Raw genomic sequence first — 14987 nt, 5'->3', positions numbered from 1 at the left:
GCCGCGGGCGGCCGCGTGCCGTCCCCTCACCGCGCCCGGCTCAGGGACCGTCGACCCGTCCGGCCACCGTCCAGTGGAGCCGCCCCGCGTGGATCAGCCGGAGTTGGCGCCGGGCCGTGTCGGTGACGTCGGCCCACGCGTTGCCCTCCAGGGACGCCGCCAAGTAGGCGGACGCCGTCATCACCATGTGGTCGACGTAGAGGCGGGCGAGCATCAGCAGGTCCTCGGGGCTCCACCCGGCGCCGAGCGGGTCGGCGGCGAGGTTTTCGGCCATGTCCCGGGCGAAGCCGTCCAACCGTCCGGCGACCGCCTCGCGCACCCGGCGCACCCCTCCGTGCCGTTCCCGGACGATGAAACGGAGGTGTGCCGGGTAGGCGCGGACGAGTGCGGCCATCAAATCCACTGCCTGGTCGATGCGTCGGGCCGCGATCCCGGCGCCGTCGAAGATCGCGGCGATCCCCTCTTCCAAGTTCTCCAGCGCCTCGTCCACCAGGGCGACCCCCAGTTCTTCGATGCCGGGGAAGTGCCGGTAGAAGGCCGTCGGCGCCACTCCCGCCGCGCGGGTCACCTCGCGCAGACCGAGGCTGCCCAGGCTCTGCTCCTCCAGGAGCGAGAGCGCGGAGTCGAGCAAGGCCCGGCGCGTACGGAGGCGTTGGGCTTGGCGGGCCCCGACGGTCTGGTTCATGACGGAAAGTAAACCCCGATCCCGCGGCGGCCGCATGCCATCATTTAGACTGGGTAGTCAGTGAACAACTGTTACCGATTCTAGGAATCCGAAGGAGGAAGCACGATGCTCTTCCTCGTAGCGGCCCTCTTGCTCTTGGGCATCCTGCTGGGAACCGTGGCCCACGTTCCGGCGGCGGTCTCGCTCGTCGCGACGGCCGTGATCGCCGTCTGGCTCACGGTCTTCGCCGTACGGGAGCGGACCGGGCGCCACCACCGCGTCGACCGTCAGGGGAGTTCCTCATGACCGCGCACCGACCCGCCGTCCGGGAGCGCCGCTCCACCACCCCCGCCCCGGAGCTCCGCACCGGGGCCCCGACGACCCGCACCGGCCCCGACGACCCGACTGCCGCGGCCCGTTCGGCCGACGCGACCGACACGGCCGGCGCGAAGGGCACCGCCGGCGCGACCGACACCGCCGGCGCGAAGGGCACGACCCGTTCCGCCGGCGAGGCCCGCTCCGGCGACGAGGCCGACACCATGGCCGTCCTTTCCTTCGTGTCCGGCCTGGTCGGGCTCGTGGCCATGAACCTCGTCCTCGGACCCGTCGCGATCGTCCTCGCCACCCTCGCCCTGATCCGCGGAACGACCCGCCCCGCCCGCGCCCGCCTCGGGCTCGCCCTCGGGGTCGCGGACCTCGTCGTCCTGGTCTGCCTCATCAGCGCGGACCACACCTGGTCCTGGAGCCTCGGCTGACGCTCGAAGGACCGGACACAGGGTGTGAGCTATGTTGGGTGACGAGTGACATGAGAGGGAGGCCCGTCGGTGTCATCCGGGCAGCAGGCACGCGCCCAAGCAGCCGCCATCACGCCGGGCGGTCGCTCGCCTGAACCCGAGCGCGCCCCTGGCGAGCGGGTCCGCGCGCTGTTCGACGGCCACCGGCTCTCCCCGGGACAGCGGCGGATCGCCCAGTACCTGATCGACCACCTCACCGAGGCCGCCTTCCTCTCGATCACCGAGCTGGCGGACCGGGTCGGGGTCAGCCAGCCGTCCGTGACCCGCTTCGCCGTGTCCCTCGGCTTCAGCGGCTATCCCGCCCTGCGGGACGCACTCCAACCGATCGCCCTGAGCGCGGTCGCGGGCACCCCCGGGGCCGGCGCGCAGTTCCGCCGCAACGAGTTGCAGGCGGCCGTCGACGCCGAGATCGAGAACCTGCAGAACCTGCGCCACCTGCTCGCCGACACCGACCAGGTGCTGAACATCGGGCGCGAGCTCGCCGGTTCCGTGCCCCTGACGGTGCTCGGCCTGCGGATCTCGGTGTCGCTGGCGGAGTACTTCGCCTACGCCGCCCGCCGCATCCACCCGGACGTCCGCCTGGTGACCCGCGGCGGCAGCGTGGCCTACGACGCCCTGCTCCAGTCGCGGGCGGCGGGCGGGACCTGGGTACTGGCCTACGCCATGCCCCGACACGCCAAGGAGACGCTGGGCGCGCTCCGGGCCGCGCGGAGCGTGGGGCTGCGCACCGCGCTGATCACCGATCCGACCCTGGGCCCCCTGACGGAGGCCGCGGACGTGACGCTGACCGCGGGCACCGGGGCCAGGCTCGTCTTCGACTCCTACGCGGCACCCGGCATGCTGTCCGCGGCCCTGCTCCAGGCGATGGCCGACGCGGACCCCGAGCGAACCCAGGCGCGCCTCGAAAGCTACGAGCAGGTCGCCGACCAGCACGGCTTCTTCCTCTGAGCCGAACCCACACCCGCACCCACACCCGGCTCCACACCTGGCCCCACACCCGGCCCCCCACCCGGCTCCGCGACCGATTTCCGAGGCCCCTTTCCGGGGCCGGTTTTCACCTCGCCGTCGTATGTAATTTTTCATTCCCTTGCTTACCCGACGGTATATATGTTTACTTGCCGAGCGCCCCGGATCCACCAGACGCCACGGAGAGCTCACCCCAAGCCCTCCCGGAGACGGGCACGCGGTGTGACGCCACTCCTCCTCACGTCCCACCCGTGCCCGATCCCGGCTTTCGGATCCACCGGAGCGCGCACGGCGGTCCCGGTCAACCCCTGGGCCGGGGCCGCCGCAGCAACGCCTCGATCAGAGTTCGACACCACTCGGAAGCGACGAGATGCGCCAGACTGCCTCCCTCACGCTCAGCCCCGACTGGCCCTGCCAGGTCAAGGCACCCGGCACCCAGGACTGGGAACGCACCGCCATGCACTGGCTACGGGACCTGCTCCCGGCCCGCTACGGCAGCTACCCGACCCTGACCCGCCATCCGGCACTGCTCGCCCGCCACGCCCAGCTCCAACTGCGGCACGAGGTACGGACGATGCGGATCGCCCTGGAGACCAGCCGGGCGGAACTCCCCTCGATGGGCGTGGCCGCCTCCGTGATCGAGAACTCCATCAGGATGTACGCCGTCGAGCTCCAGCAGCTGGGCCGGCTGTCCCGCGGGGTCCGCCTCGTCGGCGACGCCCTCCTCGCGCAGGGCACGGGCCGGCGCGGCTGACGTCAGTCCCGCGCCCAGGTGTCGATGACGTCCTCGGCCGTGGTGACGGTGGCCACCAGGGCCAGGGAATTGCGGATCAGCTGCGGGGTGTAGTCGGCCGGCACCCCGGCGATCGCGTCGGCCGGGACCACCACGGTGTAGCCGAGGTTGACCGCGTCGAAGACCGTGTTCGGGATCGCGACGTTGGCGGAGACCCCGGTGACGACGAGGGTGCGGCAGCCGAGGTTGCGCAGCAGGGCGTCCAGGTCGGTCCCGGCCATCGGGGACAGCCCGTGCAGCCGGCGTACGACGATGTCCTCCTCGGCCACCACGATCGGCTCGGCGACCCCGACCGCCCGCGTGCCCGACAGTTGCTGCACCGGCAGCTTTCCGGCCGCGCGGAAGAGCCGCGCGTTGGAGTTGGCCGCCCGCCCGTCCGGCCGCCGCTCGGCCACCGCGTGCAGGACCTGTACGCCCGCCAGGTGCGCGGCGTCGACCAGCGCGGCCACCCGCCCCAACATGCCGGACGCCTGGGCCTCCTTGGCCAGCTCGGGCAGCGCGCTGTCCGCGCCGACGACCCCGTTCTGACACTCGACGGTCAGCAGCGCGGTGGCGGCGGGGTCGAGTTGCGCCCTGAGCCGGTCGCGGCGGGCGGCACCCCGGTCCTGGCCCCGGTCCTGGTCCTGGTCCTGGGACATGCATCCCCCTGGCGTGATGACGGAAGAGCCTTCATGATTCCTGACACACAGTCAGATGTGAAGGGGCGTGGGGCAGATGGACGAAGCACAGCGGCGCGGCCGGCGGATCATGATGACCGGCGCGGAGGTGGACGAGTTCCTGCGCACCGAGCGCACCTGCCGGGTCGCCACCGTCTCCGGCGACGGCCGCCCGCACGTCGGCGCCCTCTGGTTCGCCTGGGACGGCACCTCGCTGTGGTTGTACTCGATCACCCGCAGCCGCCGCTGGGCGGACCTGCGCAAAGACCCGCGGATCTCGGTGGTCGTGGACGCGGGCGAGGAGTACGACGAGCTGCGCGGCGTCGAGCTCTCCGGCAGCGCGGTCTTCGTCGGTGAGGCGCCCCGGACCGGCGAGCCCTGCCCGGAGTTGGAGGAGGCCGAGCGGCTCTTCCCGGTGAAGAACTTCGGCATCACCGAGATGCCGCACGACGGGCGGCACGCCTGGATCCGCCTCACCCCGGACTCGGTGGTGTCCTGGGACTTCCGCAAGCGGTAGGAACCGGGCATCGGGAGCCGGGCGCAGGAAGCAGGGCGCCGACCTTCTCAGAGCAGGGCCGCGGCGTCCCGGAGCGCCGCCACCGCCGCCCGGATCGAGGGCCGCCGGTCGGCATCCGCGCGCCAGACGACGTACACGTGGCGGCGCAGAGTGTCGCACACCGGGAGCAGCCGCACCGTGGGCGACACCGGCCCGCGCCCGAGCCGCGGCGCCACGCACACCCCGAGCCCGGCCTCGACGAACGCCAGCTGGGTGTGGTGCTCCTCGGCGATGTGCGCGATGCGCGGTTCCACGCCCAGGCCGCGCAGCGTGAAGACCAGCCACTCGTGGCAGAACTGGCCCTCGTTCCAGGAGATCCAGTCGTCGTCGGCGAAGTCGGCCAGGGAGATGCGGCTCCGCTCGGCCATCGGGTGCCCCGCGGGCATCGCGATGTCGACGGAGTCGTCGAGCAGGCGGGCGCGGGAGAGTTCGGCGGGAACCGGCATCCGCCGGTTGTGCCAGTCGATGGCCACCGCGAGGTCGAGGTCCCCGCGCACCACGGCGCGCATGCTCTGCTCCGGCTCCTGCTCGGTCACCCGGGCCCGTAGCTCGGGGTGTGCGGCGCGCAGCGCGGTGAGGGCGCCCGGCAGCAGCCCGCGCATCGCGGTCGGGAAGGCGCCGATCCGCAACTCGCCGACGACGCAGCCGCGCTGGGCCTCCACGTCGGACTGGGCCAGCTCCACCTGGGAGATGATCCGTGCGGCGTGGTCGGCGAGCAGTCGCCCCGCGTCGGTGAGCCGGACCCCGCGGCCGTACTTGGAGAGCAGGGGCTGGCCGACCTCGCGCTCCAGTTTGGCCATCTGCTGGGAGACGGCCGAGGTCGTGACGTGCAGGCCGTCGGCGGCCCCGCTGACAGAGCCGTGCCGGGCGAGGGCGTCGAGCGTGCGCAGGCGCTCCAGGTTCAACATGTAAGCAATGCTACGGCGTGAGGCGAAAGAAGTCTCGCTTGTCCTAAGAGGTTGTGCGGAGCAGAGTGATCTCCATGAGCGCATCCGCACCCGCCCGGCCGACCCTCCCCACCTCCGCCGCAGCCGCCCCCACCCCTCGTCCCGCAGCCACCTCACCGACCACCCTCGCGCCCACCACCCCGGCCGCCGCCCGCCCGGGCCTCGACTGGCGGATCCGCTTCGCGATCCTCTCCGTGGTCTGGGGGTTCAGCTTCCTGTTCATCAAGGTGGGCACCGAGGCGTACGCCCCCTTCCACGTCTCCATGGGTCGGGTCTTCTTCGGCGCGCTCGCCCTCGTCACCGTCCTGCTCGTCCGGCGCGAGCCGCTCCCCCGGGGGCTGCGGACCTGGGGCCACCTGTCGGTGGCGGCGCTGCTGCTCAACAGCGTCCCCTTCTCCCTCTTCGCCTACGCCGAGCTGAGCATCCCCTCCAGCCTCGCGGGCATCTGCAACGCCACCTCCCCGCTGTGGGGCATGGCCCTGTCCCTGGTCGCCCTCTCCGAGGACCGGCCGACCCGGCGCCGCTTCGCGGGCCTCGGCCTCGGCTTCCTCGGGGTACTGACGGTCCTCGGGGCCTGGCAGGGCTTCGCGGGGGTCGACGCGAAGGGCACGGCCTTCGCCCTGCTCGCGTCCCTCTGCTACCCGATCGGCTGGATCTACGTCCGCCGCACGCTCGCCGGCACCCCCGGTTCACCGGTGGCGCTGACCGGCGCCCAGCTGATCGTCGCCACCCTCCAACTGGCCGCGGTGAGCGCCGCGTTCACCAGCGCGCCGACCTCCTTCCCGCTGTGGCCCACGCTGTCGGTGGTCGCGCTGGGCGCGCTGGGGACGGGCATGGCCCTGCAGATGCAGTACGGCCTGGTGGGCGAGATCGGCCCGACCACGGCCCAGATGGTCACGTACTTCATCCCGGTGATCGCGACCGCGGCGGGCGTCCTGGTCCTGGGCGAGCAGCTGCACTGGAACACCCCGGTGGGCGCCGCGATCGTCCTCGCCGGCGCCGCCCTGACCCAGACCCGGTCCGGCCCGCGCCAGAAGGCCTGACCCCGCCACCGGCGCCGGCTCCGGGCCGCTCCCCCAGGTCGCCTCTTTCGGATCTTGCCGGCCCGGCAAGATCCGAAAGAGGCGACCTAGTCGTACCGCACCCCCCGCGCCGGGCGGACCGCCTGCGCCACCGCGTCCGCCAGCGCCGGGATCTCGCCCGGGGTCACCGGTGACACGGTGATCCGTACGCCCGGACCGCTGTCCACCCGGAAGCGCGCCCCCGGCGCCACCGCCCAGCCCGCCGCGAGGAGCCGGGTCACCGCCCCCGTCTCGTCCGACACGGGCACCCACACGTTCATCCCGCTGCGCCCGTGCGCGGCCACGCCCCGCTCCCGCAGCGCCGCCACCAGCGCGTCCCGCCGCTCCCCGTAGGCCCGCGCCACCGTGGGCCCGTCCACGGCCCCCGAGGTCCACAGCTCGATGACGGCGTACTGGAGCAGCCGGCTCACCCAGCCCGGGCCCAGCCGCTGGCGGCCCAGCACCCGGTCCACCGTGACCGCGTCCCCCGTCAGCACCGCGAGCCTGAGGTCCGGCCCGTACGCCTTGGCGGTGGACCGCACCAGCGCCCAGTGCCGGGTCACCCCGCCCAGGGATTCCAGCGGCAGGTCGACGATGCCGTGCCCGTGGTCGTCGTCGACGACGACCACGTGCGGGTGGCGGGCCAGCAGCTCCCGCAGCACGGCCGCGCGGGCCGCGCTCACCGCGGCGCCCGTGGGGTTCTGCGCCCTCGCGGTGACCACCAGCGCCCGCGCGCCCTCCGCGAGGGCCCGCTCGACGGCCTCGGGCACCGGCCCCTCGTCGTCGACGGCGACGGGTGCGATCCGCAGGCCGAGCGCGGGCACGAGGTCCAGCACGCTGCCCCACCCCGGATCCTCGACCGCCACGGCGTCCCCCGGGCGCAGGTGCGCCGACAGCACCCGCTCGATCGCGTCCAGCGCGCCCGAGGTCAGCCCGACGGGCCCGGCGGGCACCCCATCGGCGTCGAGCCCGGCCCGGGCGAGCCGGGCCAGTTCGGGGACGACGGGGTCGTCCCCGTACCGGGTGGGCGCCTGCGCGTAGCGCCGGGCCGCGGCCGCCAGCGCCGCGGACAGCTCGGGCAGTACGGCCGGATCGGGGTTGCCGCTGGCCACGTCCCGGCCGCCCGGCGGCACCGCCACCCGCAGCCCGTCCCGCGGGGTGCTGGCGGGTCGGGCACGCACCCGGCTGCCGCGCCGCCCGTCCGTTTCGATGACCCCGCGTTCGCGCAGCGTGCGGTAGGCGGCGGCGACGGTGTTCGGGTTGACCCCGAGCGCCCCCGCCAGCTCGCGCATCGGTGGCAGCAGGGCGCCGGGGGCCAGCTCCCCGGAGCCCACGCCCGCTTCGACACTGGCCGCGATCTCGGATGCACGGCTCCCGACGATTGTGTATTCTCCTAGCACAAACAACAGTATGCACTAGTGCAATGGAGTTCGCATCATGACCGTCGCGCCCGCCGCCGCCCACGACCCCGCGACCGACGCCTACGAGCCGACGGACCTCACCATCCCCTCCCGCTCCCGCGACCGCGCGCGCTACGACCGCGAGACGGTGCACGCGATACTCGACGAGGGATACCTCTGCCACCTCGGCTTCGTCCGCGACGGCGCTCCGGTGGTCCTGCCGACCCTCTACGGTCGGGTCGGCGAGGCGCTGTACATCCACGGCTCCACCGGTTCGCGCCCGCTGCTCGCCGCGGGCAAGGCCGACCCGGGCCTGCCCGTGTGCGTCACGGTCACGCACCTCGACGGGCTGGTGCTGGCCAAGTCGGCGTTCCACCACTCGATGAACTACCGCTCGGTCGTGGTGCACGGCACGGCGTACGAGGTCACCGACGAGGCGGAGCGCCGGACGGCCCTCGACGCCCTCGTCGACCAGGTGGTGGCGGGCCGCTCGGCGGACTCCCGCCCGGCCGACGCCAAGGAGCTGGCCGCCACCGCCGTCATCCGGCTCGACCTCGAACAGGTCTCGGCGAAGCTGCGCACCGGCGGCCCCAACGACGAGGCCCGGGACCTGGACCTGCCGTTCTGGTCGGGCGTGGTCCCGGTCGCGCGGACCTACGGCGCCCCGATCCCGGCGGCCGACCTGGCCCCCGGGATCGAGGTACCGGACTACATCGCCGCGCTCTGAGCCGGTACGGGCCCCACGGGACCGCCCTCCGGGGCTCCGTCCACCGCGCCTGCCGGGGCTCCGTCCGCCCCGGCGGCGGCCCCCTCCTCCGCCGGACGGCGGCCCTCCGCGGCGATCAGCGCGAGGACCGCCGCCAGCAGGAGCAGGATGCCGAGCACCACCGACCCGGTCAGCCGCTCCCCCAGGACCAGTACGGCGATCAACGCCGCGCTCACCGGCTCGATCAGCATGATCACGGACACGGTGGCGGCGCGCACCGCGGCCGCACCGGTGAAGTAGAGGACGTACGCGAGCGCGGTGGGCACCGTCGCCACGTACACCAGCAGCCACAGCACCCGACCCGGCTGCGCGGCGTGCGGAACCAACCCCTCCAGCACGGCCAGCGGCAGCAGGCACACCGTGCCGACCGCCAGCGACCACGCGGTCGTCACCAAGGGGTCCCCGCCCGCCCCGCGCCGCCCGAGGGCGCGCGTGCGCAGGGTCATCGCCGCGTAGCCGGAGGCCGACACCAACGCCCAGCCGACCCCGACGGGCCGCACCTCGGCGCCCCCGCCGCCCAGCGTCAGCGCCACCAGCCCGGCCAGCGCGCCGCAGACGGCGGCCGCACCGCCCCGACCGAGCCGCTCACCCATCCAGTACCGCGCCCCGAGCGCGATCATCACCGGCCCGGCGCCCAGGGTGACCACCGTCCCGACCGCGAGCCCGGTCTCGCGCACGGCCCCGAAGTAGGCGGCCTGGAACAGGGTGAAGAGCAGCCCGGTGACGACCAACGAGGCCACCGACGGCCGCGGCGCCGACCGGCGCCGACCGCCCCGCGGGCGACGCAGGGCCAGCGCCCCGAGGAGGAGGATCAGGGCGCCCGCGCAGCGCCAGAAGGACAGGGCCAGCGGACCGAGGTCGCTGGCCAGGAAGAGGAGTGAGGCGGCCGCCCCGGCGGTGCCCCAGGCGGCTCCGGCGACGACGAGGTACAGATGCTTCGACACGTGTGCTCCGCGTGACGTGAAGGATGAGGGGAAAGGTCATCTCTTCGCGGGCAGCACGGACCGGCCCGGTGACTCCGGGCGGGGTTCGTCGGCGCAGTGGCGAGGCCGCCCGCGTCAGGCGGCGGGAGGCGGAAGCACGTTCGTCAGCATGGTCGTGACCCTAGGCCGTCGCGGCCGTCCGGTCCAGCGCCCCGGGTTCGACCGCTCCCCGCTCGGCGGCTGCCCGGTCGCCCCCCAGGACCGCCTGGTCCATGGCCCCCGGCCCCAGGGCGGCCGGGTCCGGCGCGCTCCCCCCGTCCCCCGCACCCGACCCCGCGCCCGGCTTGGGCGCCGCGGGCCGCGAGGTCTGCGCGATGAAGGCACCGCCCAGCACCAGCGCACCGCCGATGATCTGCGGGGTCGAGAGGTGTTCCTTGAGGAGCACCCAGGCCAGCACGGTGGCGACGACCGCTTCGAGGCAAGCGACCACGCCCGCCACCTGCGGCGAGAGCATGCGCACCGACACCACACCGGTCAGGTAGGCCGCGACCGTCGCGATCAGGACCACCCACCCGACGAGCACCAGCGCGGGCACGGCCAGCCCGCCGACGTCCGCGTCCCGCCCCAGGACCTCCCACCGCATCTCCCAGGGCCGCGCGATCACCGTCATCACCAGCGCACCGATGACCATGCCGTACGCGATCACCCCGAAGGGGTCGGGCACGTCCTCCCCGTCCGCACCCTGGTCGGCCAGGACGAAGTAGAAGGCCTGGCAGCAGGCGGCGGCCACGCCGAGCAGCACCCCGAGCGGGTCCAGCCGCAGCCCGGCCCAGATCTCGACGACGCAGGCCAGACCGACGACGGCCACCGCGGCCCCGGCGGCGGCCGCCCGGGTCACCGGCTTGCGCTGGACGAAGCGGATGTAGCCGAGCAGCAGCGCGGGGCCGAGGTACTCCAGCAGCAGGGCCACGCCGACCGGGATCCGGGACAGGGAGGCGAAGTAGAAGGCCTGCACCCCGGCCACGGCGACCAGGCCGAAGCCGGCGAGCAGCGCGGGTTTGCGGAACAACAGTCCACGGTGGCGCCAGGCCAACGGGGACATCACCAGCGCCGCCCCGGCCACCCGCAACCAGACCACGTGCAACGGGTCCAGACCCGCCTCGATCAGCGGCTTCGCCGCCACCCCGGAACCACCGAACGCACACGCCGAAACGAGGGCGAGGCCCAGTCCGGCATTTCTCCCTGACGCTTGCATCGGCACATCATGACAGCCCTCGTCAGGAGCGTCACCGGGGTGACGCCTGTTGAGATTTCCTGACAGGTCGTCAGTCTTGAATGTTCCGCCGACCGGGACTACGTTCCGCCGGACACAGCCGACGAGAAGGGGCGGTCCCATGGCCGAAGTCACCGCGGAATCACGCATCGAGGCCTCCGCCTCCGCGCTCTGGTCGCAGCTCACGGACTGGGACGCGTACGGCCAGTGGAGCATGACCCACACCGGCTTCCCCAAGGGCGGCCCGGAGACCCTGGCCGTCGGCTCCACCTTCGCCGAGAACATGAAGATGATGGGCTTCCCGGCCGAGGTCGTGTGGACCATCGAGGAGCTGGAGACCGAGCGCGTCCTCGCCATCCGCGGCAAGGGCCCGATGGGCGTGATCGTGGGCACCCGCTACACCCTGGTCCCGGACGGGGACGCGACCACCGTGCGCATCGACGGGGACTTCCAGGGCGCGGCCGTCTCCCTCATGGCGGGCAAGCTGAAGGACTCGGCCAGCGCCGCGCTGAACGAGTCCCTGCGCAAGCTGGCCGGCCTGGTCGCCTGACCGCACGCACCCACGCCGAGCGCCCCGCGCGTCATGACGCGCGGGGCGCTCGGCCGTACCTCCCGCCGGTCGGTCAGTGCTCGTCGGCGAGAATCAGGTAGAGCTTCTTACGGGCCTCGTTGATGACCGCGACGGCCTTCTCCCGCTGCTCGGACGAGCCGGTCTTCCAGACCTGGCCGAAGGCCTCCATCAGGCCGAAGCCGGCCGTACGGATCTCGTTCATCGCCTCGCGGTCGAACCCGCGCCCGGCCTCGTCCCAGGGGGCCGCGGAGCCCGCCTCGGCCTCGGTGCGCCCGGCGTCGGTCAGCGTGAACAGGTTCTTCCCGCCCTCGCTCGCGCTGCTGATGAGCCCCTCGTCCTCCAGCATCTGGAGGGTCGGGTAGACCGACCCCGGGCTGGGCTTCCAGGCCCCTCCGCTGCGCTCGCCGATCTCCTGGATCATCTCGTAGCCGTGCATCGGCCGGTCCGCGAGCAGCGCCAGGATCGAGGCCCTGACGTCACCCCGCCGCGCCCGCCGGTGCGGCCCGCCCCGCCCACCGCGCCCGCCGAAGGGCCCCCCGAAGGGCGGCCCGAACGGCCCGAACGCCGCGCGCCGACCTTCGAAGTCCCCCTGACGCTCCGGCCCGCAGTGCCCGTGCCCACGACCGTGCTCGTGCCCGTGCTCATGTCCGTGTGAACGCATGACCGCGCTCCTTTCGTCATTGTTCCGAGTGGTTAATCCGTGTCGTTGTCCGACATCACAACCATCGCTGACCGCTCGCGATGTGTCAACGATATATCGGGAGTGTTCTTAAAGAACGACCCACTCCACGCGCCCGTCGTGTCGTCCCAGCGATCCTTGACCGATCCCATCGAAGCTTGGCTACCGGACAGTTCGTCTCACCGAACCTTGATCTCCTGGAAACGCTGCAGGTCAGTTACGGTGCAGGCATGACGCTAGGGTTGCCCTCCGATGTTGCCGATGCGCTCGACGTTCTTCTCGGCACCGAGGACGCGACTCACCAGGCACTCCGCCGACAAGTACCGCACCTACGGGTTTCTGGACGCTGCACATGCGGCTGCGGTACGACAGATTTCGACCTGGATCCGGAGGCCGTGACGGCGGCGCCGTCCCCCGCCGGCACGGTCGTGGCGGCTGAGGCGCAGCTCTACGACGCGGAAGGGCACTGCATTGGCGAGGTCTTGGCGTTCGCTCGGAACGGGTACCTCTCCTGGCTGGAGGTCTGCTCCATGAGCGATAGCACCGTGACGTTGACCGACGCGCTACAGATGCTGCGCTCGTAGACGCTCGAACGCCCGCGGGCGCTGGGTGCCGTGAGTGGCCGACTTCCAGCAAACACTGTCCGTTAAGTTCCTTCTGCTGCGTGTAGTCACCTTGGAAGGATCAGGTCTCCCACGTTCCGTTACCTGCGGAGCTGCGTGGCCTTCGATCCTGGGAGTTGTCTATGTCCTTGTCGGGCGATGTGACGGTCACGCAGGCGGAGCGGGTCGAGCGGCTGCGTGCGCAGCTCCAGGGCCGACAGCCGTTGGGTGCGCGCGGTGCGGCGAAGGCGGTGCCGGCTGCGGCGACGGGTCTGCTGTACGGAGTGATGCTGCGTGGCGCGGCCCGTATGGCTGCCGGGCTGGAGTTGACCGATCTGGAAACGGAGATGGTGAAGTTCCTGCGCCCGCTGGTCTCGGAGGAGGAGATCCGTGAGCTGGGGCGGGTCTTCGCCGAGGAACAGTCGTCACATGCTCTGGGGATGTTCCCCGAGGTGCTGACCTCGCGCGGCATGGAGCAGGGGTACGCCTTCGAGGATCTGGTCAAGGACCTGCCCGCGCTGCGCGCGGAGGTCGCGGCGCAGCCGAACCTGAGCCTGGTCGACCTGGACCGGCTCGAGGAGGGCGCGCCGCTGGACAGCGCGGAGTTCATCGAGGGCATGCGCGCCTACGGGCACGGCGTGACGGTGGTCACCGCTTCCGACCACCATCTCGACGCGCGGGCGGCTGCCAAGCCGGAGCAGGTGGCGGTGGGGCTGCACGCCTTCAGCTGTAAGCGGGAGTCCAACGAAGCCGGTCGTGACGAGATCTACTGGGCCCATTCCGCCAGCTCCGACCTGGCCGGCAAGCGAAGTGATGTCACGCGCGAGTACGGCGCCATCTCGACGGGGGACTACCAGGCGCTGGACGCCGGCACGGAGCTGTTCAGCGGCGAGGTCGACAAGTTCCTCACGGCCCACATCATCTGCTGGGAGGCCGATCACAGCACGTCCCGGTGGCGCGACGAGATGGTCAAGGTAGTGCGGAAGATCTCGGACCTCCTGTTCGAGATGGCCGACCGGCTGGCGCAGTACGGCGGGCACTTCCCGGTGCCGGAGTACCACGACCTCATCGACTTCTTCGAGATCGCCGCGATGATCGGACTGGCCATCGCGGGGCTGATCGAGCTGTTCCGCAACCACGACGACATCGTCCAAGAGCGCACGCTCGTCTTCGACCGGGCGGCCCTGGGCAAGTGGGCAGGCGACTTCAATCCGGTGGCGAGCTGGGACTTCGACGGCGGCAGTGAGGGCCACTACGTCCTCATCGCCAGGACCGCCAGCGCCATCAACGCCCGCCCCCGCGCCACCTCCATGCCCACCGCGCTGCCCGGCCAACAGCACACGTGGAGCCCGGACGTCCCCTTCCCCTCCGGCACCATGTCCGGAACACCCGCACTGGCCGAGTACCAGGGCAAGCTGTACTGCGTGGTCTCCGGGTTCGCCGGCTCCGGCGGCCTGTGGTGGAGCACCCTGGAAGGCGGTACCTGGCGGCCGTTCGCCCAGATCCCCAAGGCTGTCACCAGCGACTCGCCGACCCTCACCGTGTCCTCGCAGGGCGAGCTGTGGTGCGCTTACAACCGCAGCAACGCCGTGATGACGACGCAGTTCTCCGGCACGTCCTGGTCGAATCCGCAAACAGTCGCCGAGAACGTCGTCCTCGGCTCACCCGCCCTCAGCACCCACGGCGTGAAGCTGCTCTGCGTCGTCCGCGGACCGGAGAACAAGCTGCTCTGGAGCGAACGCGCCAACGACAGCTGGGGCACGTTCAAGCCCTTCCCCAGCGGCACAACCTGTGACTCCCCCGCAGTGGGCCACGACTCCGGAGGCTCAGCTCCGTACTGTGTGGTGCGCGGCGCGAACGGAAAGGGCCTGTTCATGAGCAGGTACACCGTCTCAGCCACCGCCACCTGGTCACCGTTCGAAGAACTGCCCCTGGGCTCCACCACCGCCCGCCCCGCCATCGCCCCCGTCCCCGGCGGCCTGCTGTGCATGTACCGGGCCGACGGCCTCTCCGAAGAACTGCGCTACGCCACCTGGAACGGCACCACCTGGTCCCCCGTCACCAAGCACCCCACCGCCACCAGCGCCGACGGCCCCGCCCTCGTCAGGTACTCCAACCTCACCACAGAGGCGCCGTACGGGTACCTGTACTGCGTCCACCGCGGCTAGGAGCCAGAGACGGCAACTCGCCTCCGCCGGCTGAACACCACGTCAGACCACGGCCGCACACCGTGGGAGCCGACTCCGCGTCGGCTCCCACGAGGCCCGACCATCAAGATCCAAGTCTCTCCGGTGTTCAAGCTCCAGGGTCGGGGCGCTACGTCAAACGCCGCTCCT

Annotated in this window: 17 protein-coding genes; 10 read left to right on the top strand and 7 right to left on the bottom strand. The window is 72.3% G+C overall.

Annotation, left to right across the window (positions count from 1 at the left end; genetic code table 11):
- Positions 1-40: 40 nt before the first annotated feature.
- The gene (locus ACZ4UB_RS17120; RefSeq protein WP_468070928.1) at positions 41-685 is read right to left on the bottom strand and encodes a TetR family transcriptional regulator; all 645 of its coding nucleotides are present in this window, start codon (positions 683-685) and stop codon (positions 41-43) included.
- A gap of 105 nt (positions 686-790) precedes the next feature.
- Here ACZ4UB_RS17120 and ACZ4UB_RS17115 point away from each other — a divergent pair, with 105 nt between their 5' ends.
- The 4 genes from ACZ4UB_RS17115 (at position 791) to ACZ4UB_RS17100 (ending at position 3178) form a co-directional block, all read left to right on the top strand.
- Positions 791-970, top strand: coding sequence for a hypothetical protein (locus ACZ4UB_RS17115; RefSeq protein ID WP_354382008.1), 180 nt, complete (start codon positions 791-793; stop codon positions 968-970).
- Positions 967-1419, top strand: a complete 453-nt coding sequence (locus ACZ4UB_RS17110) for a hypothetical protein (RefSeq protein WP_468070926.1) — start codon at positions 967-969, stop codon at positions 1417-1419. Before ACZ4UB_RS17115 ends, ACZ4UB_RS17110 begins: the two co-directional genes overlap by 4 nt.
- Positions 1420-1488: 69 nt before the next feature.
- Positions 1489-2406 (top strand): MurR/RpiR family transcriptional regulator, encoded by a 918-nt coding sequence (locus ACZ4UB_RS17105; RefSeq protein WP_468070924.1) that lies wholly within the window; start codon positions 1489-1491, stop codon positions 2404-2406.
- A gap of 388 nt (positions 2407-2794) precedes the next feature.
- Entirely contained in the window at positions 2795-3178 is a 384-nt protein-coding gene (locus tag ACZ4UB_RS17100) for a hypothetical protein (RefSeq protein ID WP_468070922.1), read from the top strand.
- A gap of 2 nt (positions 3179-3180) precedes the next feature.
- Here the strand turns inward: ACZ4UB_RS17100 and ACZ4UB_RS17095 are convergent, their stop codons facing one another.
- Positions 3181-3855 (bottom strand): cysteine hydrolase family protein, encoded by a 675-nt coding sequence (locus ACZ4UB_RS17095; RefSeq protein ID WP_468070920.1) that lies wholly within the window; start codon positions 3853-3855, stop codon positions 3181-3183.
- A gap of 76 nt (positions 3856-3931) precedes the next feature.
- Here ACZ4UB_RS17095 and ACZ4UB_RS17090 point away from each other — a divergent pair, with 76 nt between their 5' ends.
- Complete coding sequence (locus ACZ4UB_RS17090) at positions 3932-4390, top strand: pyridoxamine 5'-phosphate oxidase family protein (RefSeq protein WP_468070918.1); 459 nt, start codon at positions 3932-3934, stop codon at positions 4388-4390.
- Between the two features lie 47 nt (positions 4391-4437).
- Here the strand turns inward: ACZ4UB_RS17090 and ACZ4UB_RS17085 are convergent, their stop codons facing one another.
- A complete protein-coding gene (locus ACZ4UB_RS17085) occupies positions 4438-5337 on the bottom strand; it encodes a LysR family transcriptional regulator (RefSeq protein ID WP_468070916.1) in 900 nt (299 codons plus the stop codon).
- A gap of 74 nt (positions 5338-5411) precedes the next feature.
- Here ACZ4UB_RS17085 and ACZ4UB_RS17080 point away from each other — a divergent pair, with 74 nt between their 5' ends.
- Complete coding sequence (locus ACZ4UB_RS17080; RefSeq protein ID WP_468070914.1) at positions 5412-6419, top strand: DMT family transporter; 1008 nt, start codon at positions 5412-5414, stop codon at positions 6417-6419.
- An 86-nt stretch (positions 6420-6505) separates the two neighbouring features.
- Here the strand turns inward: ACZ4UB_RS17080 and ACZ4UB_RS17075 are convergent, their stop codons facing one another.
- Positions 6506-7837 (bottom strand): aminotransferase class I/II-fold pyridoxal phosphate-dependent enzyme, encoded by a 1332-nt coding sequence (locus ACZ4UB_RS17075; RefSeq protein ID WP_468070912.1) that lies wholly within the window; start codon positions 7835-7837, stop codon positions 6506-6508.
- A gap of 37 nt (positions 7838-7874) precedes the next feature.
- On the opposite strand from ACZ4UB_RS17075, the gene ACZ4UB_RS17070 reads away from it, so the two are divergent.
- On the top strand, positions 7875-8564 hold the full coding sequence (locus ACZ4UB_RS17070) for a pyridoxamine 5'-phosphate oxidase family protein (RefSeq protein ID WP_468070910.1): 690 nt from the start codon (positions 7875-7877) through the stop codon (positions 8562-8564).
- On the opposite strand, the gene ACZ4UB_RS17065 is transcribed toward ACZ4UB_RS17070, so the two are convergent.
- Positions 8546-9547, bottom strand: a complete 1002-nt coding sequence (locus ACZ4UB_RS17065; protein ID WP_468070908.1) for a DMT family transporter — start codon at positions 9545-9547, stop codon at positions 8546-8548. The genes ACZ4UB_RS17070 and ACZ4UB_RS17065 overlap by 19 nt on opposite strands.
- Positions 9548-9707: 160 nt before the next feature.
- Complete coding sequence (locus ACZ4UB_RS17060; protein WP_468070906.1) at positions 9708-10781, bottom strand: EamA family transporter; 1074 nt, start codon at positions 10779-10781, stop codon at positions 9708-9710.
- Positions 10782-10920: 139 nt separating this feature from the next.
- Between ACZ4UB_RS17060 and ACZ4UB_RS17055 the strand changes: the two genes are divergently transcribed.
- Complete coding sequence (locus ACZ4UB_RS17055) at positions 10921-11349, top strand: type II toxin-antitoxin system Rv0910 family toxin (protein WP_468070904.1); 429 nt, start codon at positions 10921-10923, stop codon at positions 11347-11349.
- A gap of 73 nt (positions 11350-11422) precedes the next feature.
- Here the strand turns inward: ACZ4UB_RS17055 and ACZ4UB_RS17050 are convergent, their stop codons facing one another.
- The gene (locus ACZ4UB_RS17050) at positions 11423-12031 is read right to left on the bottom strand and encodes a PadR family transcriptional regulator (protein ID WP_468070902.1); all 609 of its coding nucleotides are present in this window, start codon (positions 12029-12031) and stop codon (positions 11423-11425) included.
- Positions 12032-12207: 176 nt separating this feature from the next.
- Here ACZ4UB_RS17050 and ACZ4UB_RS17045 point away from each other — a divergent pair, with 176 nt between their 5' ends.
- Both ACZ4UB_RS17045 and ACZ4UB_RS17040 read left to right on the top strand, forming a co-directional pair.
- Positions 12208-12633 carry a hypothetical protein gene (locus ACZ4UB_RS17045; RefSeq protein ID WP_468070900.1) on the top strand — a complete coding sequence of 142 codons (426 nt, stop codon included), beginning with the start codon at positions 12208-12210 and terminating at the stop codon, positions 12631-12633.
- Between the two features lie 161 nt (positions 12634-12794).
- On the top strand, positions 12795-14819 hold the full coding sequence (locus ACZ4UB_RS17040; RefSeq protein WP_468070898.1) for a hypothetical protein: 2025 nt from the start codon (positions 12795-12797) through the stop codon (positions 14817-14819).
- Positions 14820-14987 lie beyond the last annotated feature (168 nt).

The sequence above is a fragment of the Streptomyces sp. NPDC028419 genome, assembly GCF_055565515.1.
Note: the sequence above shows the minus strand (reverse complement) of the source record. Positions and strands in the feature narration are given on the sequence as shown.

Bases quoted from the DNA above. Each gene is read 5' to 3' on its own strand.
- ACZ4UB_RS17120 (WP_468070928.1), bottom strand. From the start codon at position 685: ATGAACCAGACCGTCGGGGCCCGCCAAGCCCAACGCCTCCGTACGCGC.
- ACZ4UB_RS17115 (WP_354382008.1), top strand. From the start codon at position 791: ATGCTCTTCCTCGTAGCGGCCCTCTTGCTCTTGGGCATCCTGCTGGGA.
- ACZ4UB_RS17110 (WP_468070926.1), top strand. From the start codon at position 967: ATGACCGCGCACCGACCCGCCGTCCGGGAGCGCCGCTCCACCACCCCC.
- ACZ4UB_RS17100 (WP_468070922.1), top strand. From the start codon at position 2,795: ATGCGCCAGACTGCCTCCCTCACGCTCAGCCCCGACTGGCCCTGCCAG.
- ACZ4UB_RS17095 (WP_468070920.1), bottom strand. From the start codon at position 3,855: ATGTCCCAGGACCAGGACCAGGACCGGGGCCAGGACCGGGGTGCCGCC.
- ACZ4UB_RS17090 (WP_468070918.1), top strand. From the start codon at position 3,932: ATGGACGAAGCACAGCGGCGCGGCCGGCGGATCATGATGACCGGCGCG.
- ACZ4UB_RS17085 (WP_468070916.1), bottom strand. From the start codon at position 5,337: ATGTTGAACCTGGAGCGCCTGCGCACGCTCGACGCCCTCGCCCGGCAC.
- ACZ4UB_RS17080 (WP_468070914.1), top strand. From the start codon at position 5,412: ATGAGCGCATCCGCACCCGCCCGGCCGACCCTCCCCACCTCCGCCGCA.
- ACZ4UB_RS17070 (WP_468070910.1), top strand. From the start codon at position 7,875: ATGACCGTCGCGCCCGCCGCCGCCCACGACCCCGCGACCGACGCCTAC.
- ACZ4UB_RS17060 (WP_468070906.1), bottom strand. From the start codon at position 10,781: ATGCAAGCGTCAGGGAGAAATGCCGGACTGGGCCTCGCCCTCGTTTCG.
- ACZ4UB_RS17055 (WP_468070904.1), top strand. From the start codon at position 10,921: ATGGCCGAAGTCACCGCGGAATCACGCATCGAGGCCTCCGCCTCCGCG.
- ACZ4UB_RS17050 (WP_468070902.1), bottom strand. From the start codon at position 12,031: ATGCGTTCACACGGACATGAGCACGGGCACGAGCACGGTCGTGGGCAC.
- ACZ4UB_RS17040 (WP_468070898.1), top strand. From the start codon at position 12,795: ATGTCCTTGTCGGGCGATGTGACGGTCACGCAGGCGGAGCGGGTCGAG.